Below are 24,238 nucleotides of genomic sequence, written 5' to 3'. Positions count from 1 at the left end.
AGGTGTTTTTTGCACCTTTCGGGGGTTTTAGACGCTTACGGAAAACATCTTGTTTTTGTATCTTTTTTCACAAAAATTATTTTCTTGCAATTTTAAAAAAAGAAGGTAATATTATCTTATCCGACAACTGAAGAAGGCATACCATGCGCGGTTCAAACGAGTCAGACAGGTAGCTTTCGACAATCATTCTTGCGGTCCTAAAAGGAGGAATGGAAGTATGCTCAAGCAACGGGAGCTGAGCGACTGCGCTGATTTGTTCGAACTGATGCAGCATCAAGACGTATATCCGTACGTCCGCCAAAAAACACGGTACTTTGATGAATTTCTGTTTACTACAAAGCAGGCAATCGAAGAGGAAGAACGTGGTGAAATCGTATCACGTACCATCCTAGATGAATTCGATCAACCGATTGGTACGATTAGTTTACTCGATATCGAAGGACAATATGGGTTTCTCGGTACATGGTTAGGTAAACCGTATCATGGTAAAGGATACAATCATTTAGCGAAAGAAGCCTTCTTCTCTGAGCTGTTCTTCGAGCTTGGATATGAGAGTGTCTTCATGAAAATTCGCAAAAGCAATATTCGGTCACAAAAAGCAGCTGAAAAATTGCCGTATGCGTTCTGTGCGGATGAGTTGCGCCCTGCGCTTCTTGAGCAATTGAATGCCGGTGAGACACAGTTCACGCTATATGAAGTCTCAAAATCTAGTTTCCACATGTACATTCATGGTCGGGAACTCGAAACACTATACGATCACCAACAACTCGAAGCATGAGAGCCTTGTCTCTCATGCTTTTTTGTGTCCACGCATGCGCTTCTAAAGTTTGAAATGGTATGATAAATAAGAAAACTCATCTTTATGGAGGAAACACTTTCTTCTACAGGAAATGGAGCGAAGACTAATGCCAGAATCGTTTAACATTCTCGTAGTAGATGATGAAGCACAAATGCGTGATCTTCTCGTCTCGAATCTTGAAAAAGAACACTACACGACGATGACAGCTTCTAACGGACAAGAAGCAATCCATCTCATTCAACAAAATACATTCCATCTCGTTCTACTCGATGTCATGATGCCGGAAATGGACGGCTTGACAGCATGTATGCGCATCCGTGAGTTCTCAAACGTTCCGATCATCATGCTGACGGCACGTTCGGATGAACTCGATCGCATTCACGGGCTGAAAATCGGAGCTGATGACTATATTACAAAACCATTCAGCCCTCGAGAACTGCTTGCTCGCATCGAAGCGACGCTTCGTCGTTCTCATCGCTTTACAGTTGATCAATCGGCTACCCTGACGCTCGGAATGCTCGAACTCGATACCGAAAGTCGGAGTGTCCACGTCAATGGCAAGCCGGTCAGCCTGACACGTAAGGAATTTGATTTGCTGCACCTGTTCGCTCAAAACAATGATAAGGTCTTTTCTCGTGAACAGTTACTCGATCAAATCTGGGGTGCGGATTATATCGGGAACTTACGGACGGTCGATACACACATCAAAACACTTCGCTTAAAGCTTGGGGAAGCTGGTGGCTCGATTCAAACGGTCTGGGGCATCGGTTATAAATTCGAGGAAGTATGATTAAGCGCTATACGATCCGGCGCCGGATTTGGATCACGATTTGGTTCACAAGCGTTTTTTCCGCCATTTTATTCGTCTTGTTGACGTTCTATCTCTACGACCGGTTCTATCTTCAGACGCAGGAAGATATCTTATTGAACCGAGGCGAAAAGCTGATCAACATTTATGAATCTGAAGGATTATCTGGTGCTTTTTACGATGGAATGACTTATACGAATGAGTTGACGGAATCGAAAGTCTTCTTCATCGATTTCCTGAAGAAAAATCCAGCTGGACTGCGCTTTTTGACGAATGCGGATATCGAAGAACTTCGAAACGGTGAAACCGTCGTCTCCAGTCGGACCCATCCGATTGAAGGAACGGACATTTTGATGACCGGATTTCCGATCATCGAAAACAATCGACTGGTCGGTACATTGATTTTATATCTAGAACTCGGTCAAATCAGTGAACCATTCCGCCCACTCCGCCTGATGATCTTCTTCATGATCGGACTGATCGTCTTGAATCTCGTCATCTTCGGACGACAAATCATCGATACGATCATCCGTCCGTTGATCGACATGAAGCGCGCCTCGACTGTTTATGCACAAGGTGACTTTGATTATCGGATTCCGATTCAATCGGACGATGAGATCGGGGAACTCGCAGAAACATTAAATAAGATGGCGGAATCGCTCGGAGAAGTCGACGAGCAGCGGAAGGAGTTCCTCGCGAACGTCAGTCATGAATTGCGGACACCACTCTCCTACATCCGTGGCTATACGGAGATGATGCAGGATGATTCGCTCGAGGAAGAAAAGCGTGCGCAGTATTACCAAATCATCGAGCGGGAAACGGAACGTCTGCAACGTCTCGTCAATGATCTGCTCGATCTCGCTCAACTTGAACGCGATTCCTATCCGATGTCGAAACAACCACTTGTCTTCAGTCAAGTACTTGAAGATGTCATTTACCGGATGGAACCCATCGCCCAGTCAAAAGGAGTCACGTTCGTCATGAATCTCGACCCGGATCAAATCGTCTTAGGCGATACGGACCGCCTCGAGCAAGTCTTCGGCAATTTACTCGATAACGCCTTACGGTACACACCGCCTGGAAAACAGATTTTCTTATCGACTGAAACGATCGGCGACCGGACGCATTGTCTTATCCGGGACGAAGGAGAAGGCATTCCGGAAGAGCATCTTGATCGACTGACAAAACGTTTTTACCGTGTCGATAAATCACGGACGCGTAAAGATGGCGGAACCGGTCTTGGTCTTGCCATCACGAAACACATCATCGATCGTCATGATGGGACAATCCGGTTCGACTCCGTTCTTGGAGAAGGAACGACTGTCCACATCGAGTTACCGCTTCTTCCGGATGAAGAGGATGGATTCGAATGATGGAACATCATGTCATCCAAACCTTTGAACTTTTCGGACCGTTCGCTCCGTTCGTTAGTATCTTAGTCGGCGTCGTCGTCAGTGTACTTGGTGTCCTACCGAGTACGTTCGTCACCGCTGCGAATCTCGTATATTTCGGTCTATGGATGGGCACATTGCTCTCTTTCATTGGTGAAGTCCTAGGTGCGGTTTGTGCGTTTCTACTTTACCGAAAAGGACTGCGGTATGCCCTTCGTCGCCCACTTCCGGATCGATTCGCTCGTTTGCAACAAAAACTACAAGCACAACAAGGACATGAAGCATTTTGGACGATCATCTTGCTGCGGCTGTTACCGTTCGTCCCGTCTGGCATCGTCAACATCGTCAGTGCTGCTAGTGGTATTTCCATCCTACTTTTCCTGACTGCGAGTACGATCGGAAAAATTCCAGCCATGTTAATCGAAGTGTTCGCCGTCCATCAGTTCATGCAATCCTCATCCATCATCCAATGGTCGATTGCAGGCGTGGCACTCGTTGGTTATCTGGCCTATCGTATTCAACAAAAACGAGCATCATCGATATAAAACTACAGGTTTTCTGAAAGGAAGTATCGTTCATGGAGTTAAGACGTTTTGGAACATCCGACCTACTCGTATCCCCGCTTGGGTTCGGAGCTGGTCACATCGGCGCAGAACAGATGACGGATCGCGAAGCAGTTTATTTACTCGAACAAGCACGTGATCTCGGCATCAATCTGATCGATACAGCACGCGGCTATGGCTTATCGGAGCAACGCGTCGGACAATTTCTAAAGAATCGTCGCCACGACGTCATTCTGTCGACGAAAGTCGGCTACGATGTTCCCGGTACGCAGGACTGGACCTTTGAAGCGGTTCATGGTGGCATCGATCAAGCCTTACAGACGATGCAAACGGATCATCTCGACATCGTACACCTCCATTCTTGTAGTCGAGAAATTCTCGCCCAGGGAGATGTCATCGAAGCGCTTGAACAAGCAAAACAAGCTGGAAAAGTCCGCGTCATCGCTTATTCCGGTGATCGGGAAGACTTAACATATGCTATCGAAACGAATCGCTTCGACAGTTTCCAAACGTCATTCAATCTATTTGATCAACGTGTCGATGAAGTCCTGCCCACCCTTCTAGATCACGGTGTCATCGCCAAGCGTCCAATCGGTAACGCCCCGTGGCGATTCGCAGAGCGTCCGGTCGGACAGTACGTCGAACCCTACTGGGAACGTGCGCAACAACTCGCTTATCCACTCGAGGAATCCAGTTGGCTTGAAACTGCCCTTCGTTTCACGGTCTTTGAGCCAGGGATCACGACAGCCATCATCGGTACGTCTCGATCAGAACACCTCGCGCTGAATCAGCAACTGATCGAGCGCGGTCCACTTCCTGTTGATCGTGTTGCTCGGTTGAAGGAACGCTTCGCTGAGTGTGACGCGACGTTCGGTTATCTTTCGCAAACATGATAAAAAGCCCGTATGTCCACTCGTTCAAAGAGTGCATACGGGCTTGTTACTTAGAACTTTTTCTTTTTCTTTTTTTCGAGCACGACGATTGCTTCGACGTGCGCTGTTTGTGGGAACATATCGTACGGCTGAATGTACGATACCTTGTATCCCGCTTTCATCAAGTGATCGCAATCGCGCGCAAGCGTCTGCGGGTTACACGAGACATAGATGATTTTTTTCGCTTTAGACGAGATCATCGCGTTCAACAATTGTGTATCGCAACCTGAGCGTGGTGGGTCGACGATGAAGACATCCGGAATCCAGCCTTCTTTGACCCAACGTGGAATCCACGCTTCTGCCTTACCGACGACGTAGTGGGCATGGTCGAATCCGTATTGCTTCATGTGCGCATTGGCATCTTCGACAGCTTCTTCAATGATTTCCATACCGCGGACTTCTTTTGCTCCTTTAGCGATCCAAAGTCCGATTGAACCAACACCTGCGTATGCATCAACGACACGTTCTTCGCCTGTCAAAGCAGCAGCACGCGCAATTTCTTCATACATCCGCTCTGCTTGTTCCGGATTCAATTGGAAGAAGGCACGCGGAGACAATTGATACGTGAATTCCCCCATCTCTTCCTCGATCCGTTCAACGCCACGCAAGACTTCCGTCTCTTCTCCGAAGACACGTGATGTCAACTTATCATTGATGTTCAGTGCAACCGAGACGACACCTGGAATGTCCATGATATCGCGCGATAAGCCCTCTAGATCACGGAAGCCGTCTTTAAAGGCAACGAGCACGACTTGAATTTCGCCCGTTTTGATTCCTGTCCGGACGACGATATGGCGCATGACACCATCTTGTTTTGATGCATGGTAAACGGGTACTTTATAGTCATTGAGTAATTTCGTGACAGCTTGGTTGACGCGAAGCGTATCCTTGTTTTGGACGACACAATCATCAATCGCGACCAAACGATTCGAATTCGCAGAATAGAGACCGCTAACGATTTCATTGCCTTGTTTCCCGACGACGAATTGCGACTTGTTGCGGTATCCCCACTCCCTCGAACCGATCGTCGGGCGGATATCGGCTTTTTCGACATTCAACTTCGTTGATTTCAAGAAAGCGTTGCGAAGCATTTCTTCCTTATAACGCAATTGTCCATCGTAACTCATGTGTTGTAATTGACAGCCGCCACAGACACTATAGACCGGGCAAAGTGGAGTAACACGGTCTGGTGAACGATCGTCACGCTTTAAGATTTTTGCATTCGCATAGTTCGCATGAATTTCCGTGATCTCGATCTGTGCTGTCTCACCGACGAGTAGACCTGGGATGAAGACGATTTGTCGTTCAAGTGTTGCGATCCCTTCACCGTTGATTCCCATTCGTAGACAAGTGACCGAACGGACCTCACCCGTCTGTAATTTGATTTTTGTTGCCATTGATTTCATCCTTTCTCTTTACGCAAATGAAAAAGCGGTCTCAATCTACCGCTTTTTTCGTTTCTTCTTGTTCTTTCATATCCTTTGCATATCGAACGACCTTCGCCTTGAGTTGATCCAGTGATACGATCAGTCGTTCCAAATCTTCGATATCTGATGATTCATCGAGTGAATCGATTGTATGACAGAGAAGCTGCATTCTTGATTTTAGCACATTCATTTGACCAAGTTTATCAGTTCTTGCTTTTCCCATTATTCAGACTTCCTTTCTTCCGCTGGATTCCGACGTTATTTTAGCATACGATACGAAGTGGAGCACTAAAAAGGAGGAGTATCTATGTCACATTCATCACCCATCACGATTGCGAACGATCCGTGGGAAGCTTATCGCGACATTGAACAATACGGCACGGTCCGTTTGACGAACATTGAAGTCACGACAACAAAACTGTGTAACATGCGCTGCGAACATTGCGCCGTCGGTTACATGTTATCCAGTAGCGAGTCACCCGAGATTCCAGTCGAGCTACTTATTCAACGTCTGGATGAAATCGAACATCTGCGTGCCTTCTCAATCACCGGCGGCGAACCGATGCTTTCAATGAAGTCCATCAAGGAGTACGTTGTCCCTTTACTTAAGTATGCCCACGAACGTGGTGCTAAAACCCAAATCAACTCAAATTTAACACTTCCGTTATCTCGCTACGAATTAATCATTCCTTATTTAGATGTCTTGCACATCTCACATAACTGGGGAACAGCTGATGATTTCATCGATGGTGGCTTTGCGATGATGGAACGAAAACCGTCACGTGAAGCACGGACGAAGCTTTTCGAGACGATGAAAGAGAATGCCCGTGTTCTAAATGCACGTGGTGTCATCGTTTCTGCAGAGACGATGATCAATAAACGGACATTACCACACCTTGAAGCGATTCATAAGGAAATCGTCGACATGGGGTGTGTCCGTCATGAAGTGCATCCGATGTACCCCGCTGACTTCGCGTCGATGATCGAAGCAGCTAGCTTGCCCGAAATTCGCGACGGGATCCATCGTTTGCTTGACGTCCGGGATCCGAACGTCTGGATGTTATTCGGAACACTCCCCTTCTATGCTTGTTCGATGGAAGAGGCGGATTTAGAACTTCATCGTCGATTGCGTCAAGAGAAAAACGTCTCTGTTCGCAATGACCCTGATGGACGTTCCCGTCTTAACGTCAACATCTTTGATGGCGAGATCATCGTAACGGATTTCGGTGACGAACTTGCTTCGCTAGGTACGATTCATGAGACATCCTTCAATGATGCTTATGCCGAGTGGCAAGAGACAGAACTGAATAAAAGCTTGTCATGTCACTGCCCTGCGGTGCAATGCCTTGGACCGAACGCGCTTGTGAAAAACGCATATTACCCTGAGATTGATTTCACAAAACAGTCCAGCCGGCTTTAAAACTAAAAAAAAGGTTTTGAACGATGGCATCCCGGGAAAAATGTCACAAAGTAGACACATTCTGTTTTTCTAAAAGGGGTGACCGGGATGGAATGGCTCGTAGGTATTGTCGCAATCATCGGTACGTTCAGTATGGTCTTGTTCGTCATGATGGTTGGTATTCGCGCTTCACACAGCATCGAACATGATGAAGTATTCGACCAGACAGACTGGGACGAACATCTTCTGCATATGCCGCGTCCGACACGTTTTGAACAAGAAAATAAATGAAGCACGCCCCGGTCTCCCGTTTCAGAGACCGGGGCGTGTTATGCTAAAAGAAAAAAGAAAGGTCGTCGTTACTTGTGTCACGTCGTTTTGCTCTTATCTTATCGATCGTCTTCATTTCCGGATTCACGCAAGGTCTGCTGATTCCACTGTTATCTATTTTACTTGAACGCCAAGGAACCCCCGCTTTCATCAACGGTCTCAGCGCTGCCGTTCTCTATATCGGTGTCATCGTCGCCGCCCCTCTCATGGAAGGTCCACTACGACGACGTGGTTATATTCCGGTCATCTCGTTTGGACTCGCTCTTGTTGCAGTGGCGGTTTTCTTATTTCCACTCCTTCCAAGCGTCATTGCTTGGATGATTTTACGGTTCCTCGTCGGATTTGGTGATCAGACGTTACACTATGGATCACAGGTTTGGGTGACGTCCATTACCCCAAATGAACGGTTAGGACGAACGATGTCACTATACGGGATGGCATTCGGTCTCGGTTTTGCTCTCGGTCCTCTTGCGGCACCTCTCGTCGATGTCATCAACTGGCTACCATTCGTGTTGACTGGTACATTGACTGTCATCGTCCTGATCTTGTTATCGCGTATGCCGAACGAAAAACCGTCATCCGTCATGCCGGAGGAGCTGCAAAGCGCCGCCTCACGGTATAAACTTGTCCTATCAACTGCTTGGTTCACGTTACTTCCTGGCTTTACATATGGTTTTCTCGAAGCCACACTGAATGCCAGTTTTCCCGTTTTTGCGACGCGTAACGGGTACGGTCTATCTGAGACGAGTACCTTGATCACGACATTCGTCGTCAGCTCGTTGATCATGCAACTTCCACTTGGACGACTTGCTGATCACTTCGGAAAACGTCGGACGTTAGTAACCGTTCTTTCGATTGGCTCCGTTGCTTTCCTTATCGCTTGCTTCGTCTTCGAACAATACGGTTGGTTATTCGCGATTTTTGCTATTAGCGGGATGGCACTTGGCTCGACGTACTCGCTCGGTGTCGCCTATATGACGGAACAGTTACCGCGACACCTTCTTCCGACGGGCAACTTGCTTGCAGGGATTGCCTTTAGTCTTGGTTCGATCCTTGGACCGATTGCTGGCAGCTTGTTCGTTCTGCTTCCAGCTATGCTTTATTTCAGTCTATTCGTTCTGGTTCTAGCGACACTTGCGTTTCTCTTACGATACGCGAACCGTCACGAATCATCCCGGATCTAAAACAAAGGATCTTGCGCTAATGATGCGCAAGATCCTTTGTTTTATTTCACGATTCCTTCTTGCCGAAAACTCCGCCAGAGCTTATCGTCGATCGCATACGGCTGTTCTTTTGCACGCTTCAGCTCTTCTGTCTCGAGCAGCACGACGACCTCTCGACCGTTGATTGACCACACTGAATCGTAACCTCTCTCCGCCTCGATGATTTCCACATCCACATCTCCATGGGTTTCCTTCAATTGTTGACTGACGCACGTTACGACGAACCGGGCAAACTCATCACGTGGACGACGAGTGGCAATGATCTTTCGAACGATCTCATTCCGTTCCATTCGTTTTCATCTCCTTTCGTTTTATAGTCGCACTAGCCTTTCAGACAAGGCCGAATCGGTCTTCACTTGACCGTACAGAAAAAAGCCGAACGGGTCGGCTTGAGCAACGAACGATTGGGAGTTACTTTGATTGAAACTATTCTTGCACGATTCTGAATCTTCGTCAACCTCGCTTTTGAAACCATACAGGAAGGTACGTCGAGACTAAGATACCACTGACGACGAAGAGTAACCCAAGCAACGCTTGCGGTGGAATCGTCTCGCCGAGAATCAAGGCCGATAAACTGACACCATAGATCGGTACGAAGAACATGAACAACGACACTTTACTGACTGGATTATATTTCATTAGTAAGTTCCAAAGCGTAAATCCAGTCGCTGATAAGAAGGCAAGATACACGAGCATCCAAGCACTTGTCGTTGAAAAGGTGAATGGTGCGACGTGACCATCGAGAATGACTCCTGCGATAAAGAGACCGATTGATCCAATGACCATCGCCCATCCAGTCATCGGTGCCACCGGATAACGTGCCGAGTATTCTTTGGCAATCAAGTTACCGAACGCCCCGGAAACCATTGCTGCGATCAATAATCCTTCCCCTACTCCAAACGAGACACCTTGCCCACCTTGTGGCCAGTTGGCCAAGATGACACCTGTGAATCCAAGGAATAAGGCGAGTCCTTTAAATCGATTCAGTCGATCGTCTTCATATCGAAAATGTGCCAGCAACATCTGAAAGAACGAAGTCGATCCGGCAATGATTGATCCTTGTACGCCAGTTGATAAAGATAGACCGATATAAAAGAAGACATACTGCAAGAACGTCAAAAAGAAGCCGAGACGACTATAGGCGTAGGTCCGCTCCTTCAGTGTGATCGTCTGTTTGAAGACGAAGACACTGACGACAAGTAATAACACACCTGCTAAAAAGAAACGATAGCTCGCAAACAGTAATTGCTCTCCGTATTCGGAAGATGTGATCTGTAATAAGTCATAACTTTTTTTAATGAAGGGAAACGCACTTCCCCACAAAAAAGTCGTCAGTAACGCAAAGACGACGAGTCCAATCCGATGGGTTAAAATTTTTTGCATCTTTCTAGTTCCTTTCCTGTTCCTTTTCACTGAAGCATGGTATAGTAATTCTACAGATAATAATAATTATAATCTAGAGACAATGAAACTCATTATCAATCAGTTAAACTCATTGATATATCACATTCTCATTCTCTTTCTATAATGATTTCATTTCTCATTTACATTTTGAAAGGAGTTTTAATATGACGACTTCCACTACTACCGATGTTCAACAGCGTTCCGTATTCCGTCATGCTTGGGATGAGCATCACGAATTGATTCTAGCATTGTTTAGCGGAATATTGATTTTAGTTGCTTACGGACTCGAAAAATTCAATACGGCGTCTGCCGTTTATGTCACATTGTACTTATCGGCTTATGTAATCGGAGGATATGCGAAAGCGAAGGAAGGATTGACGGAGACGTATCAAGAAAAAACGTTGAACGTCGAATTGTTGATGATTTTAGCTGCCATCGGTGCGGCTGCTATCGGATACTGGATGGAAGGTGCGATCCTCATCTTCATCTTTGCGTTATCCGGTGCCCTTGAGACATACACGATGAATAAGAACGAACGTGCCTTGCAAAGCTTGATGTCTTTACAGCCAGAGGAAGCAACACGTCTGAATGCAAACGGTCAACTCGAAGTCGTCGGAATCGAACAATTAGCGATCGGTAACCTCGTCTATGTTCGTCCTGGGGAGCGGATTCCAGTCGATGGTGTCATCGTCCGCGGTCAAGCCGCGATCGAAGAAGCATCGATTACAGGAGAATCGATTCCGGTTGAAAAACAAACAGGTGATACCGTTTATAACTCGACTGTCAACATGAATGGTGTCTTGACGATTGAGATGACGAAAGCTGCTGACGAATCGTTGTTCCAAAAAATCATTCATATGGTCCAAAACGCACAAAGTGAACAGTCTCCATCTGCTCAGTTCATCGAACGTTTCGAAAGCCGTTATGTCAAAATCGTCCTCCTCGTCGTTGCACTAATGATGGTCCTCCCTCATTACGTCGTTGGCTGGACATTTGAGACAAGTATTTATCGCGCGATGATTCTTCTCGTCGTCGCCTCACCTTGTGCCCTTGTTGCGTCGATTACACCTGCTGCCTTATCTGCAATTGCCGCATCTGCGAAAAATGGCGTTCTTTTTAAAGGAGGCGCCCACATCGAAACGCTCGGTCAAGTCGATACGATCGTCTTCGATAAAACGGGAACACTGACAACAGGGAAACCCGTCGTCACTGAAAGTCGTTACGCGGAAGGCATGGACGTCCGCGCAGTCCAACAAGCGGTTGCTTCCATCGAAGCGCAGTCGAACCATCCACTCGCCCAAGCAATCGTCGATCACTTAAAAACCGATGTCCGCGAACCATCAACGTTTAAGGATGTGACAGGATACGGGATTGAAGCAACTGTCGATGGTGTCACGTATCGTATCGGTAAACGGGCATTCCATGATGGTTTAGACGATCCATTCGTCGCGATCGAACAGTCATTGAAAGAGCAAGGGCATACGATCGTTTATGTCAGCAATGGAGCACAGATCGTAGCGCTTTATGCGTTACGTGATACGATTCGTCCGGAAGCCAAAACAGCGATTGCTGCCTTAAATGATCTCGGCATCGCAACGATCATGTTAACTGGTGACAATCCGGTCACGGCAGCTGCTATCTCACGTGAGGCGGGATTGACGGACTTCGTCGCTGAGTGCCTACCGGAAGATAAAGTCCGCTACATCAAACAATACCAAACAGAAGGTCGGACCGTCGCGATGGTCGGTGACGGCATTAACGATGCCCCAGCCCTTGCATTAGCACATGTCGGGATTGCGATGGGTGAAGGAACGGACGCTGCGCTTGAGACCGCTGACGTCGTCTTGATGAAAAATGATTTAGGTCGTCTTGCCTATGCTGTGCACAAAGCCCGGAAGATGAACCGGATCGTCAAACAAAACATCACGCTTGCGATCGGTGTCATCCTCCTATTGATCGCATCGAATTTGTCCCAGTTCCTCATCATGCCGTTCGCCGTCGTCGGACACGAAGGATCAACGATTCTCGTCATCTTGAACGGTTTACGTCTTCTTCAACAGGATGCTTTACCAAGTCTTCCACAGCGTTCATCTGAAAAACGATTAGCTGCTTAACACGAAAAAACGTCTGATTGCCGGAAGGCAGTCAGACGTTTTTTCGTATCTTCATCCGAACGTATTCGTCGGAATGGCATCAAGTTCAGCTTGTTCCTTCAAGCGCTTTTCTTCCATTTTCTTCGGATCCGCTTTTTTCATGAATCGTTCCCATGATGCGTTCAATTCAGAACCGAGTAAGATGATCAGCCCTGTGAAGTAGAGCCATAATAACAAGATGACGACACTACCGAGCGAACCGTACGTTTGATTGTAATTCGAGAAGTTCGAGACGTAAAATCCGAATCCAACCGATAATAATTGCCAGACGATGACACCAAAAACGGCTCCTGGAATTGCTTCTTTGAATGTAATCGGACGCTTTGGTGCGACGCGGTAAAAGATCGACAGGATACCGATCAATAGAATCGTCGACACGACATACCGTAAGACCGTCAGTAGGATTTTTTGCCCCATATCGATCGGAAGCACGAAATTGGCAAGATACGTGATGATCGGACCACCGAGCACATTCAAGACGATCAGCAGCAACATCCCGATTCCGAGTACAATCGTGAGCAATAAGGCAATCCCACGTGCTGCGACGAAACCACGTGGCGAGAAGTCACCATAGGCATGGTTTGCTGTCGTGATCAAACGATCGACCCCTTTGGAAGCGGACCAGACAGCAAGAATCGCACCAATCGATAACAATCCACCTTGTGGTTCCTTGATGGCTTGGAAAATCGTATCCGTGAATGTGTTGACGGCTCCACCTGGCGCTAAGTCGCGAATTTGTGATTCGAGCGTCTGACGATCGATGTCAAAGAAAGATAAGACGGAAATGACGAAAATGATACCTGGGAAAATGGATAAAAACCAGTAATAAGCGAGTGTCCCTGCATAATCCGTGATGTTATGATCGGACATTCGTTGCTTTAAGTTCAGGGCAAGCCCTTTTGGATCGCGTGAATGCGCCATCGTCATCTCTCCTTCATGAAAAAGAGGCAGTCAACGACCACCTCATTGTTTTAATATACTTTTCCCATTTTATTTCAACTAAAACCTCATTCGTTTTCAGAAAGGATTAATTCATAGAATGGTTCTGTCATTTCTGCCAGCTGTTTGGCAAGTGACGGTGGACGAACCGGTAACGAAGGTAGCTCCGAACGCTTGATCCAGACCGGTGTATAACCCGATCCTTCCTCTTCGAATTCTTCACCCGTACCCGTGCCAAACCGACCACCAATTGTTTTCGCCCAAAAATAAGGATTATCAAATCCATTAAAACGGACGATGGCGGCAATACCGGTCAACTCCACGTCGATTCCAAGTTCTTCATGTGCTTCACGAATCGCTGTTTCTTCTAACGATTCTCCATCATCTTTCCCACCGCCTGGAAAGACATAATACGTTTCGTTCAGTTTATCCCGACGAATCAACGCAATTTGATCCTGTTCGTTTCGTAAAATGATTGCACTTCGTTGAATCGGCATGACGCCACCTCCCTTTTATTATTTCGACTTATTGAAGAGTATCCAGCATTTCAGGAACGAGTCCATTCTCTGTCGAAGCGATGACTTCTGCTGCAACCTTCATACCAAGCTTCAATGCCTCTTCTGCTGACTTTTCTTGTGTCAATTCAGACAAGACAGCAGAGAAGAATGAGTCGCCTGCTCCCGTCGAGTCAACGACTTTTACTTTTTTCGTTCCGACATGACCTGATGTCGCTGTACGACGATCAACGTAGACCGCCCCGAGTTCACTCATCGTCACGACCGTGAACGGAGCACCCTTTTTCGCTAGCTCATTCGCTACATGAATCGCATCTTCAACAGTCACGATCGACAGATCAGACAGAATTTCCGCCTCTTCTCGGCTACAAATGAATCCAGTGAATCCTTGTAGCAGATGACGATTACGTTCGATGACGCTCAAGTGACCACAAACACCAAACAATGGCAACTCCATTTTACGGCATAGATGAATCAAACGTTCTAAAACCGTAACGGACAAATCAAGATCGATTGCAACGGCATCGACTCCATCGAGTGCATAGATTGATTGACGTAAAATCGCCTCTTCGAGCAACTTGGCATCTGGTTGTTTTGAGATCGATGTTTGCAAATCGCCTTCATTATCCATGACAGCTAGCCACATGCCCATTCCATGATCTTCTAACATTTCGACGTGATCCACATTTGCACCGTAAGATTTCAGCTCATCGAGCACTCCCACGCCAATCTGATCATTCGTAACCGTCGAGATAAAGCGAACTTCATTCCCGAGGACGGCTAGATTTTGTGCTACGTTGCGTCCTGTTCCTCCATTTGAAAACGTGATGTCTCCTACGTTTTTCGCATCCTTATGCAAAGGAGCGAACGAAGTTCCTTTTATGTCGACGAATACTTTTCCGATTACCGCGATTTTATTCATTTCAGTTCCACCTCTAACCATATTTCCTGATTTCCGACCTTGTTTGATCTTTCAGGCACATTGCTTCAATTATAGTAAAATTTTAAATCAGTGACAACCGAAGTAGTTTTTTTCTAACTGTTCGTTATCTTCACGTTAAAAAAGCAGCAAGCGGATCGCCTGCTGCTTTGATTAAAGATTAGATATTCGCGATCACGAGACTGATTGCGAGTAAGAGTCCGAAAATCGTGTTCACTTTACCGGTCTGTGCCATGCCAGGCATCAGCTTTTCCGGTGGTAAGTCTTCCCAGAAGAGACGTACTGCTTTGATCATGAGCGGAATACTCAATAACGCGAGTAACGCAAACCATGAAACGTCAAATGCGAGTACAGCAATAATGAGAGACAGGATAGCTGCCGCAAAAAATCCGATCAAGACGTACACGGCACGGCGATGTCCGACGAGACAGGCAATCGTTTTTCGTCCGTTGACCTTATCATTATCCAAGTCCCGAATGTTATTCGCAAGTAGGATTGAACCAATCAAGATGGCGACTGGTACCGAAATCGCAACGGCTTCTGTCGGAACATAACCAATTTGCAAGTACGCCGAAATCGCGATGATAATATACCCCATGAAAAAGCCTGCAACGACTTCTCCAAACGGTGTATAGGCAATCGGAAGCGGTCCTCCTGTATAGATATATCCGACGAACATCGAAATGAGTCCTACGACAAGTAACCACCACGATGTCTCGATGCACAGATACACACCGAGTAATGCCGAGATGCCATACAATGTAAGTGCGAACGCTAGGATCGTTCCCGGCTTGAATCCGTCACGAACGATCGATCCACCGATTCCGACCGACTCCTCCGTATCTAAACCACGTTTGTAATCGTAGTATTCATTGAACAGATTCGTTGCGATTTGAATCAACATCGATGCGATCAACATCGCCACGAACAAATCCAAGCGTATCGATTCCACGCGTGGTGCGACAACTGCCGTACCGACGACGACCGGAACAAAACTTGCTGTTAATGTATGCGGTCGTGTCATTCGCCAATAGACAGCGATTGATTTATTCATATAATAACCCCTTTCCTGTCTAAGTGTATCGGGTTTCGTTTTTTGCTGTCAATGTTCAATCCGAGATAGCTTATTCCTTCTTTTTTGTCCGCAAAAAGTTTACACTTAGATTAAGTGAAACATATCACAGTATCTATAGACTAGGGGGCAATGAGCGGTATGGCTTACGCTCAACAAGAGCTAAAACAGTGTATCGAACAGGCCGTCAGTCAGGCGAACGCCTCACAACGACCTATACTCGCTTCGTATTCATGGGAAATCGAAGCAACTGACATGCGTTCCCTCGAACAGGGTATCGAGGAACGATTTTATTTCGCGACACCTGATCGCTCGATGCGGGCCATCGGGTTTGGCATCGTACAACAACTTCAGGCTTCAGGAACGGATCGTTTTTTACGAATTCAATCGCAATGGGCAAACTTGAATCGCGATCATGTCGGTCATGATTTATTTGCGTTCAGCGGATTTTCGTTTACCGAACTTAAACAACCGGATTATCGTTGGTCTTCCTTCGGAGACGCTTCGATGACGATTCCGAAGTTTTTATTTCTAGAACAAGATGGCAAGACACGTGTGACGATTTTTGCTCGCGTCGAGCCAATGGATCAAGTCGATTCTATCTTAAATGAACTCGCACTCGATTTCGCCAAAGTCAATCAACCGCAACCATCGACTGCCGCAGGCGTCACGCGCTTACGACTATCGCGAGATGGGAATGAAGCCTTTGAAGCTTCGTTCCATCAAGCGATGCACTACTTGGAGACGACACTTGAAAAAATCGTCCTGGCGCGCGAAGTCGTCTATGAGCTGGATCGTCCACTCGACGTAGCCGCTGTCGTCGCTGAACTCGAAGATACGCAGCCCGGCAGCTACGTCTTCTGTTTCCAACCAAATCCGGAAGAAGCCTTTATCGGCGCTACACCGGAACGACTCGTCTTAAAACGTGGACGTCGTCTTGAAACGGCAGCCGTCGCTGGTTCTGCACCACGCCACGCAACGGATGAGATGGACGAAGCACTCGGTCAATCGTTATTACAAGATCAAAAGAACCGGGTAGAGCACGGAATCGTCGCGGATTCGATTGAACGGACATTATCTGTATTTTCAGAGGAACTGGATTGTCCGGATACGCCGATTCTCTTGAAGAATCGCCATATTCAACATCTTTATACACCGATCACAGCTCATTTAAAAGAAGATGTGACGTTATTCCAATTAATCGAAAAACTGCATCCGACACCTGCACTTGGGGGCGAACCTAAGCAGTTAGCAGTCGATGCCATCCAAGAAATCGAAACGTTCGAACGAGGATGGTACGGTTCACCTGTTGGTTGGATGAACGGACAGGATGACGGGGAATTCATCGTTGCCATTCGATCTGGATTGTTTACAGAACGGGCGGTCATTCTTTACGCCGGTTGCGGTCTCGTCGAAGGCTCTCATCTCGATAGTGAACTGGCAGAGACGGAAACTAAACTATCACCGATGGTACAAGCACTTGGACACGTCGGTTCGATTGAAAAGGATGATATTTATGTTGACTAAGTGGATGCACACGTTAATCGATACGCTCGTCGCTTCTGGTGTCCGGGACTTCGTCATCAGTCCCGGCTCCCGTTCGACACCACTTGCCATTGCTGCTTTTCTGCATCCTTCTAGCCGTACCCACGTCCTTGTTGACGAACGGTCGGCTAGTTTTTTTGCTTTAGGTCTAACACGGACGGAAGAACGCGTTCGTCCCGTTGCGTTGATTTGTACAAGCGGTACCGCTGCGACGAACTATTATTCAGCAGTGACCGAAGCGAATATTTTTGAACTTCCGCTGATCGTCTTGACCGCCGATCGACCACATGAATTACGGAATGTCGGTGCGCCACAAGCTATTGATCAGGTTGGTCTGTACGGGAAGCAGGTTCGGCATGCGTTTGATCTTCCGTTAGCAGAAGAAGCGAGCCTTCCTTACGTCGCTCATGTTGCACAACGCGCAACCCTACTCTCTCTAACGGAACCAGCTGGTCCGGTTCAAATCAATGTTCCGTTACGTGAACCACTCGTGCCGGAACTCGATCTCTTACGGACAGGACGCCCGGTCGGTGTTTTACCTGAACCGACACCGGGCGTAAACGACGCTTTAGCGACCGCACTTCAAGAAGAGCGTCTTCTTTTTGTACTTGGACCACAACTTACTGCGGCGGACAGTCAGGTTGTCATCTCGTATGCGAAACAAGCAGGGATTCCGGTATTGGCGGATCCACTCAGTCAAGGACGACAATCGCATGATGCTCACGTTTTTGCCTATTACGATACATGGCTCAAACATCCAGCTACCGCTCAGTACGTCCGACCAGACCGAATCATTCGTTTCGGTGCCATGCCGACGTCAAAACCTTATCTGCTTTGGTCTCGGGATATTCCGACGACGGTCGTCGGTCATCCAGGAAATTGGCGTGACCCTCAACTCCATTCGGATTTCGTAATTGGTCACGCGCGACAACTCACGCATTATATATCTGTTCCGCATGATCCTGCGTATCTGACACTGTTGCAACAGGCGGAGCGACGCGTCGCCGCTGCTTTTGCGACAATCGACCAAGAGGAGATGACGGAGTATAACGTCGTCCGTGCGTTGACGACGTTACAGGACGGAAGTCTCTTCGTTTCGAACAGTATGCCGATACGGGATGTCGATACGTTCCTACCGACAGGAACACCGCTTCGTCTACTCGCGAACCGAGGTGCGAACGGAATTGACGGCATTCTCTCAAGCGCTCTAGGAGCAACGTTTGACGCCACACACCGCTATTTACTCGTCGGCGACTTAGCGTTCATTCATGATATCAACGGTCTGATGACAGCACGGACGCTTCCGTTAACGATCATTCTCGTCAACAATGCGGGTGGCGGAATATTTAGCTTTTTACCACAACAGCAACTCGAGCAAGAGGTGTTCGAACCACTTTTCGGTACACCGCAGCATCTCGACTTCGCTTCTCTCGCTTCCGGATACGGTGTAACCTATCAGGCGATCGATTCCATCGCCGCGTTACGTCAAGCACTTGCGGAAGAGACGAACATCACTCGGATTCTTGAAGTCAAGACGACACGAACAGAAAACGTACAGATGCACCGTTCGATCTGGGACGTGACGAATCATGCGTTAGCCGAGGTGTTCCAATGATTTTGCGTGGGCATACGTATCATGTGAAAATCGAGGGATCGGGTCCACCGCTCCTATTGCTTCATGGTTTTACAGGCTCGCTCTCGACGTGGGACATGCTAAGTGAGCATTTATCGACTCACTTCACCGTCTATCGCCTTGATTTGATGGGACATGGAAAAACGACACCGGCGTCTGAGCAACGAATGCGTTTGACGCAACAGGTCAAGGATCTCGAGGCACTGCTCGCTATGCGAACCGAGCCATGGATCGTCCTCGGATATTCGATGGGTGGACGAATCGCTTTAATGCTGAGCGTCGTCTCTGAGCAAATCGCTCGGACGATCGCTGTTAGTACGACACCCGGTATCAAGACGGCAATCGAGCGAAAAGTACGTCGTACATCGGATCGATTGCTTGCGGAGCGACTCGAAAAGGGCGGACTCGAAGCTTTCATCGATCACTGGGAGACACTTGGACTATTTAAACCCCAAGCCCTTCTGCCGGAATCGCAACGTACGCGACTGCGTCAGGAGCGCCTGTCCCAAACGGTGGAAGGTCTGAGTGCTTCGTTACGTGCACAAGGTACAGGGAGCATGCCATCCCTTTGGTCATGTCTTCCGAAAGAGATTGATTGGATCGTCGGGGAAGAGGATGAAAAATTCCGTGCCATCGCTTCACGAGCGGCATCACCTGAAAAAATTCACGTGATTTTGCACGCTTCGCACGCCCCACATATCGACCAACCGCAAAAGTTTGTTACAATGGTAGAGAATCTACTTATTCATCACTAACATATTGGGGGAATTCACATGAAATATGCTCCGGAATGGGTATCAGCCCGCAGCTATGAAGACATCAAATATGAACAATGGAACGGGATCGCGAAAATCACGATCAATCGTCCTGAAGTTCGCAATGCGTTCCGACCACACACGGTCCACGAACTCATCGACGCATTTTCACGTGCACGTGACGATCAAAATGTCGGCGTCATCATCTTAACAGGTGAAGGCGATCTCGCATTCTGTTCTGGCGGAGACCAAAAGGTACGCGGACATGGTGGATATGTCGGTGACGATGAAATTCCACGCTTGAACGTTCTTGATCTTCAACGTTTGATTCGTGTCATCCCAAAACCAGTCATCGCTATGGTCGCAGGTTATGCGATTGGCGGCGGACACGTCCTTCACCTCGTGTGTGACTTGACGATCGCTGCAGACAACGCCCGCTTCGGACAAACTGGTCCAAAAGTTGGTTCATTCGATGCTGGATATGGCTCTGGTTACCTCGCACGCGTTGTTGGACACAAGAAAGCGCGTGAAATCTGGTACCTCTGCCGTCAATATGACGCACAGCAAGCACTTGATATGGGACTCGTCAACACGGTCGTCCCACTCGCAGATCTCGAGCAAGAAACGATTCAATGGTGTGCTGAAATCCTTCAACATTCACCAACGGCTCTTCGTTTTCTCAAAGCGGCATTCAATGCTGATTCAGATGGTCTTGCAGGGATTCAGCAACTCGCAGGAGATGCAACGTTGTTGTACTACACAACGGACGAAGCAAAAGAAGGACGCGATGCGTTCAAAGAAAAACGCAACCCGGACTTCGGACAGTTCCCACGTTTCCCATAATGAAAAAAAGGTTCAATCGTCTTACGACATTGAACCTTTTTCGTATATTCATCTCAAAAGGAAGTGACTATTTTGTATCCTTGGATCTATACACGGGCAAAAGAACAGCCGGATGACATCGCACTCATTACGGAAACAGAGCGTTGGTCGTGGTCTGAACTATATACACGCGCACATCGCTTAGCAAGTACTTGGGCGACGATCGTGACACGCGGAGACCGGATCGCCCTTTACGGTCCATCGAGTGCGCGCTACATCGTCGCACTTCACGCAGCTCAATTGCTTGAATTGACCGTCGTCCCGATCAACACACGTTTGACGCAGACAGAAGTGTTGCGTCAATTCAAACAGGCAGATGTACGGCTCATCGTGACGGACCGGGCACTTGATACAGCGATTCCGTGCCGTACTTTCTCTTATGAAAAAGAAGCACCTGACCTGTTAATACGCCATATGCCCAAGCAATACGTCCAATCGATGCTCTTTACGAGTGGTACGACCGGACATCCGAAAGCCGTCGAACAAACAATGTTGAATCATTTTTCGAGTGCGACGAACGCCGCGCGTCATATCGGATCACTGCCAGAGGATCGTTTTTTGATCGTCACACCGCTGTTCCATATGAGTGGATTAGCTGTCGTCTATCGGGCAGTCATCTATGGAGTACCGATCATTCTCGAGCCACATTTTTCACCAGAACGCGCCTTGCACTGGATTACGACGGAAAAGATCACCCACGTCTCACTCGTCTCGGTCATGCTTGATCGACTGCTCGAAGCCGGGCTACGTCGCCACGCGCTTCGCGTCGTACTGACAGGAGGCGGTCCTGTTCCATTACCGATTCTGACGCGTGCCCTTGATCGTAATATCCCGGTCATGCAGACATATGGGATGACGGAAACAGCTTCTCAAATCGCGACTCTTTTGCCAGAGGATGCCTTACGAAAGATTGGATCGGCCGGACAAGCGATTCATCCCACGCAAATCCGCATTACGCGTCACCAAGAGATCGAAGTCAAAGGCCCGACGATCATGAAAGGTTATTTTCATGATGAAGAGAAAACGGCAGACGCCTTTACGGCAGATGGTTTTTTCAAGACTGGTGACATAGGACGTCTGGACGCCGACGGATACCTCTATGTCCTCGATCGTCGAAGCGACCTCATCATCTCAGGTGGGGAAAACATTTATCCAGCTGAAGTCGAATCAGCACTTCTCTCGATTGATGGAATTCAAGAAGCAGGTGTCGTCGGACGATTTGATGCTAAATGGGGACAAGTTCCGGTCGCCTTCATTGTCAGTACACTAGATCAAGTCATCGTCCGAACGGAAATCAGTCAATTGCTCGCTAAATATAAATGTCCGGTTGATTATATCTATCGTAGCGCGCTGCCACGCAATGCGAACGGTAAACTATTGCGGAAGCAACTGAAGGAGTCATTATGAGTATCACTCTCCGGTCTGCCGAACTGTTCGATGTTCCGCTCGTCTTTCGTCGTCCGATGCAAACCGCCCTCTCGACGCTGACAGTACGTCGGACGACGATTTTGCGTCTGACTGATTCGGAAGGACGAATCGGTTACGGGGAAGGTGTCGCGTTTGATACACCGTGGTATACATCAGAAACACAGCACTCTCTTCAAGGAATCGCTCCGCTGCTGTATCGATTACTTGAACAACCGCTCCATCATCCAGCAGACGTTACGGATCGTTTCCGCATCGTCCAAGGTAATCCGATGGCAAAGGCGATGTTCGAAGGAGCGATCTATGAATTATTCGCAGCAGCTACCGGTCAATCGCTCGCCACGTATCTCGGAGGTGATGAATCATCTCTCGTACCTTGCGGGAAAGCACTCGGACGGGCTTCCGCAGCACAGACCGTCGAAGCCGTCGGACAAGCGATCGCTTCCGGATATGGACGGATCAAGCTGAAGCTCGCTCCGACGGATACCGTCGTTCTTGAGCAAGTACGTGCCGCTTTCCCTGATGCGCCCTTGATGTTTGACGCCAACGGCAGCTTTACTGAAGCAGACTTTCCTCTATTACAACAGTGGGATTCATTCGGTCTCGTTATGATGGAACAGCCGCTCGCAGCGTCGGATTGGTCCGGACATCAACGTCTCGCTAGACTCTTACAGACACCGATTTGTCTGGATGAATCCATCGTCGCTCCAGCAGATGCCGAGTTGATGCAGACGCTCCACGCTGGTCAGATTCTGAACATCAAGCCGGCACGCGTCGGTGGACTGACGAACGCTTTGTCCCTTCGAACAAAAGCACCCTACTGGCTCGGTGGGATGTTCGAGAGCGGTATTGGGCGTCGTCAGACCCTTGCTTTTGCAACACTGCCTGGACTCGCTTATCCGATCGATATGGCAAGTACTGCCGATTATTTCGAAGAAGATTTGCTTGAGACCCCGTATCATGTCGAACACGGACACATTCGTTATTCCGCTCCAGCCGTATCCGAGTCACAGTTAAACAAATTGGCAACGTCCCGGATATCCTTATAATAGGAGCACTACGACGAAAAAGAAGGCTGACTCAAAAAAGAATGACGCGTCTTTTCACGCCCTTTCCTCAGTCGAGACACAAGCCAGCTTTCCTGCCTTATTCAAGCAGGAAAGCTGGCTTGTTTGTCTCTGACAGCGCAAAGATGCGCTTTTTCCTGTAGGAGTTGCGTGAAACGCGTCATTCTTTTTGTTATGAAATAAGGGTGGCAGATTATCATTCTGCCACCCTTACCTTTGTGGAAACTGACTTTTGAGTCAGCCCCCTTCTCGTGTTTTACTATATGAGCTTTTCTTAGAACGATTCTTTGCCTTCGACTTTCGTCAAAATCTCATACCCGTCCTTCAAGACGACGACCGTGTGCTCGAATTGTGAGACGAGACTCCGGTTCGGTGTGTATAACGTCCAACCGTCCCGCTCATCTTCGATACAGAACTCATCTCCTGTTGAAATGAACGTCTCGACAGCGATGACTTGGCCTTCCTTCAACAAATCATTCTCTTCACGATTGAAGTAGTTCGAGATGGATTCTGGCTCACCATGAAGTGTCTTACCGAGACCATGTCCCGCTAAGTTACGGATGACCGTGAAACCACTCTTACGTGTTTCAGCATAGATTGCTTTTCCGATCTGGTTGACCTTCGTTCCGGCTTTGACTTTTTCAAGTCCTTTCTCAAGCGCCGTCAATGACACTTCAACGAGTCGGACATCTTCCGGACGTTTTGCTTCTCCTGCGATGACCGTCTTCCCTGTGTCCGAGTAGTAACCGTTCTTCACAGCCGAGACATCGACATTGACGATATCACCTTCTTGAATGACATACTTCCCTGGGATACCGTGTGCTGCGATATCGTTAACACTGATACATGTCGCTCCTGGGAAATCGTACATGACGATTGGAGCAGACTCTGCTCCCTGTTCCTTCAGGATGCGTGCTCCGATGTCATCGAGTTCCTTCGTCGTGATTCCCGGTTTGACGGCATCCGCCATCTCATCGCGTGCCATGGCGACGATTCGTCCAATTTCTCGTAATGCCTCGTAATCATAATCTAACAC

The 24,238-nt window shown here is 47.9% G+C and carries 23 protein-coding genes and 1 pseudogene; 15 read left to right on the top strand and 9 right to left on the bottom strand.

The annotated features are described in order from the left end of the window. The first annotated feature begins 217 nt into the window (after positions 1–217). From U719_RS03280 to U719_RS03260, 5 genes are all read left to right on the top strand, one after another. A complete protein-coding gene (locus U719_RS03280; RefSeq protein ID WP_023467300.1) occupies positions 218–778 on the top strand; it encodes a GNAT family N-acetyltransferase in 561 nt (186 codons plus the stop codon). 127 nt (positions 779–905) lie between these two features. Beyond that, positions 906–1,589 carry a response regulator transcription factor gene (locus U719_RS03275; RefSeq protein WP_023467299.1) on the top strand — a complete coding sequence of 228 codons (684 nt, stop codon included), beginning with the start codon at positions 906–908 and terminating at the stop codon, positions 1,587–1,589. Beyond that, positions 1,586–2,980: a cell wall metabolism sensor histidine kinase WalK gene (locus U719_RS03270; RefSeq protein WP_023467298.1), complete on the top strand. Its 1,395-nt coding sequence runs from the start codon at positions 1,586–1,588 to the stop codon at positions 2,978–2,980. The genes U719_RS03275 and U719_RS03270 overlap by 4 nt, the downstream gene beginning before the upstream one ends. Beyond that, positions 2,977–3,543, top strand: coding sequence for a TVP38/TMEM64 family protein (locus U719_RS03265; RefSeq protein ID WP_023467297.1), 567 nt, complete (start codon positions 2,977–2,979; stop codon positions 3,541–3,543). Before U719_RS03270 ends, U719_RS03265 begins: the two co-directional genes overlap by 4 nt. A gap of 32 nt (positions 3,544–3,575) precedes the next feature. Then, a complete protein-coding gene (locus U719_RS03260) occupies positions 3,576–4,454 on the top strand; it encodes an aldo/keto reductase (protein WP_023467296.1) in 879 nt (292 codons plus the stop codon). A gap of 50 nt (positions 4,455–4,504) precedes the next feature. On the opposite strand, the gene rlmD is transcribed toward U719_RS03260, so the two are convergent. Together rlmD and U719_RS03250 are read right to left on the bottom strand one after the other, a co-directional pair. Next, positions 4,505–5,890 carry a 23S rRNA (uracil(1939)-C(5))-methyltransferase RlmD gene (rlmD, locus tag U719_RS03255; RefSeq protein WP_023467295.1) on the bottom strand — a complete coding sequence of 462 codons (1,386 nt, stop codon included), beginning with the start codon at positions 5,888–5,890 and terminating at the stop codon, positions 4,505–4,507. Positions 5,891–5,930: 40 nt separating this feature from the next. Next, positions 5,931–6,143: an SE1561 family protein gene (locus U719_RS03250; protein WP_023467294.1), complete on the bottom strand. Its 213-nt coding sequence runs from the start codon at positions 6,141–6,143 to the stop codon at positions 5,931–5,933. An 84-nt stretch (positions 6,144–6,227) separates the two neighbouring features. On the opposite strand from U719_RS03250, the gene yfkAB reads away from it, so the two are divergent. From yfkAB to U719_RS03235, 3 genes and pseudogenes are all read left to right on the top strand, one after another. Further along, positions 6,228–7,340: a radical SAM/CxCxxxxC motif protein YfkAB gene (yfkAB, locus tag U719_RS03245; RefSeq protein ID WP_023467293.1), complete on the top strand. Its 1,113-nt coding sequence runs from the start codon at positions 6,228–6,230 to the stop codon at positions 7,338–7,340. 87 nt (positions 7,341–7,427) lie between these two features. Continuing rightward, positions 7,428–7,610 (top strand): hypothetical protein, encoded by a 183-nt coding sequence (locus tag U719_RS03240; protein WP_023467292.1) that lies wholly within the window; start codon positions 7,428–7,430, stop codon positions 7,608–7,610. A 71-nt stretch (positions 7,611–7,681) separates the two neighbouring features. Next, positions 7,682–8,833 (top strand): annotated as a pseudogene (locus U719_RS03235) (MFS transporter); the annotation flags it as partial. Positions 8,834–8,874: 41 nt separating this feature from the next. On the opposite strand, the gene U719_RS03230 reads toward U719_RS03235, so the two are convergent. Continuing rightward, positions 8,875–9,162 carry a hypothetical protein gene (locus U719_RS03230; RefSeq protein ID WP_023467290.1) on the bottom strand — a complete coding sequence of 96 codons (288 nt, stop codon included), beginning with the start codon at positions 9,160–9,162 and terminating at the stop codon, positions 8,875–8,877. A 163-nt stretch (positions 9,163–9,325) separates the two neighbouring features. Beyond that, the gene (locus tag U719_RS03225) at positions 9,326–10,255 is read right to left on the bottom strand and encodes a DMT family transporter (RefSeq protein WP_023467289.1); all 930 of its coding nucleotides are present in this window, start codon (positions 10,253–10,255) and stop codon (positions 9,326–9,328) included. 185 nt (positions 10,256–10,440) lie between these two features. Between U719_RS03225 and U719_RS03220 the strand changes: the two genes are divergently transcribed. Further along, complete coding sequence (locus tag U719_RS03220; protein ID WP_023467288.1) at positions 10,441–12,390, top strand: heavy metal translocating P-type ATPase; 1,950 nt, start codon at positions 10,441–10,443, stop codon at positions 12,388–12,390. Positions 12,391–12,441: 51 nt separating this feature from the next. Here U719_RS03220 and U719_RS03215 read toward each other — a convergent pair whose 3' ends face one another. From U719_RS03215 to U719_RS03200, 4 genes are all read right to left on the bottom strand, one after another. Then, positions 12,442–13,350, bottom strand: coding sequence for a YihY/virulence factor BrkB family protein (locus U719_RS03215; protein ID WP_023467287.1), 909 nt, complete (start codon positions 13,348–13,350; stop codon positions 12,442–12,444). An 86-nt stretch (positions 13,351–13,436) separates the two neighbouring features. Continuing rightward, a complete protein-coding gene (locus U719_RS03210) occupies positions 13,437–13,865 on the bottom strand; it encodes an NUDIX domain-containing protein (RefSeq protein WP_023467286.1) in 429 nt (142 codons plus the stop codon). A gap of 28 nt (positions 13,866–13,893) precedes the next feature. Further along, positions 13,894–14,805, bottom strand: coding sequence for a PfkB family carbohydrate kinase (locus U719_RS03205; RefSeq protein ID WP_023467285.1), 912 nt, complete (start codon positions 14,803–14,805; stop codon positions 13,894–13,896). Between the two features lie 178 nt (positions 14,806–14,983). Then, positions 14,984–15,877, bottom strand: coding sequence for a 1,4-dihydroxy-2-naphthoate polyprenyltransferase (locus U719_RS03200; RefSeq protein WP_023467284.1), 894 nt, complete (start codon positions 15,875–15,877; stop codon positions 14,984–14,986). Between the two features lie 159 nt (positions 15,878–16,036). On the opposite strand from U719_RS03200, the gene U719_RS03195 reads away from it, so the two are divergent. From U719_RS03195 to menC, 6 genes are all read left to right on the top strand, one after another. Further along, complete coding sequence (locus U719_RS03195) at positions 16,037–17,422, top strand: isochorismate synthase MenF (protein WP_023467283.1); 1,386 nt, start codon at positions 16,037–16,039, stop codon at positions 17,420–17,422. Then, on the top strand, positions 17,412–19,055 hold the full coding sequence (gene menD, locus U719_RS03190; protein WP_023467282.1) for a 2-succinyl-5-enolpyruvyl-6-hydroxy-3-cyclohexene-1-carboxylic-acid synthase: 1,644 nt from the start codon (positions 17,412–17,414) through the stop codon (positions 19,053–19,055). The genes U719_RS03195 and menD overlap by 11 nt, the downstream gene beginning before the upstream one ends. Further along, a complete protein-coding gene (menH, locus tag U719_RS03185) occupies positions 19,052–19,828 on the top strand; it encodes a 2-succinyl-6-hydroxy-2,4-cyclohexadiene-1-carboxylate synthase (protein WP_041255002.1) in 777 nt (258 codons plus the stop codon). Before menD ends, menH begins: the two co-directional genes overlap by 4 nt. A gap of 18 nt (positions 19,829–19,846) precedes the next feature. Then, positions 19,847–20,671 carry a 1,4-dihydroxy-2-naphthoyl-CoA synthase gene (gene menB / locus U719_RS03180; protein ID WP_023469886.1) on the top strand — a complete coding sequence of 275 codons (825 nt, stop codon included), beginning with the start codon at positions 19,847–19,849 and terminating at the stop codon, positions 20,669–20,671. 72 nt (positions 20,672–20,743) lie between these two features. Continuing rightward, positions 20,744–22,117 carry an o-succinylbenzoate--CoA ligase gene (menE, locus tag U719_RS03175; protein WP_023467281.1) on the top strand — a complete coding sequence of 458 codons (1,374 nt, stop codon included), beginning with the start codon at positions 20,744–20,746 and terminating at the stop codon, positions 22,115–22,117. Beyond that, positions 22,114–23,184, top strand: a complete 1,071-nt coding sequence (gene menC, locus U719_RS03170) for an o-succinylbenzoate synthase (RefSeq protein WP_023467280.1) — start codon at positions 22,114–22,116, stop codon at positions 23,182–23,184. Before menE ends, menC begins: the two co-directional genes overlap by 4 nt. Positions 23,185–23,476: 292 nt before the next feature. Here the strand turns inward: menC and map are convergent, their stop codons facing one another. Continuing rightward, the gene (gene map / locus U719_RS03165; RefSeq protein ID WP_023467279.1) at positions 23,477–24,238 is read right to left on the bottom strand and encodes a type I methionyl aminopeptidase; all 762 of its coding nucleotides are present in this window, start codon (positions 24,236–24,238) and stop codon (positions 23,477–23,479) included.

The organism is Exiguobacterium sp. MH3, assembly GCF_000496635.1.
Lineage (GTDB): Bacteria > Bacillota > Bacilli > Exiguobacteriales > Exiguobacteriaceae > Exiguobacterium_A > Exiguobacterium_A indicum.
Note: the sequence above shows the minus strand (reverse complement) of the source record. Positions and strands in the feature narration are given on the sequence as shown.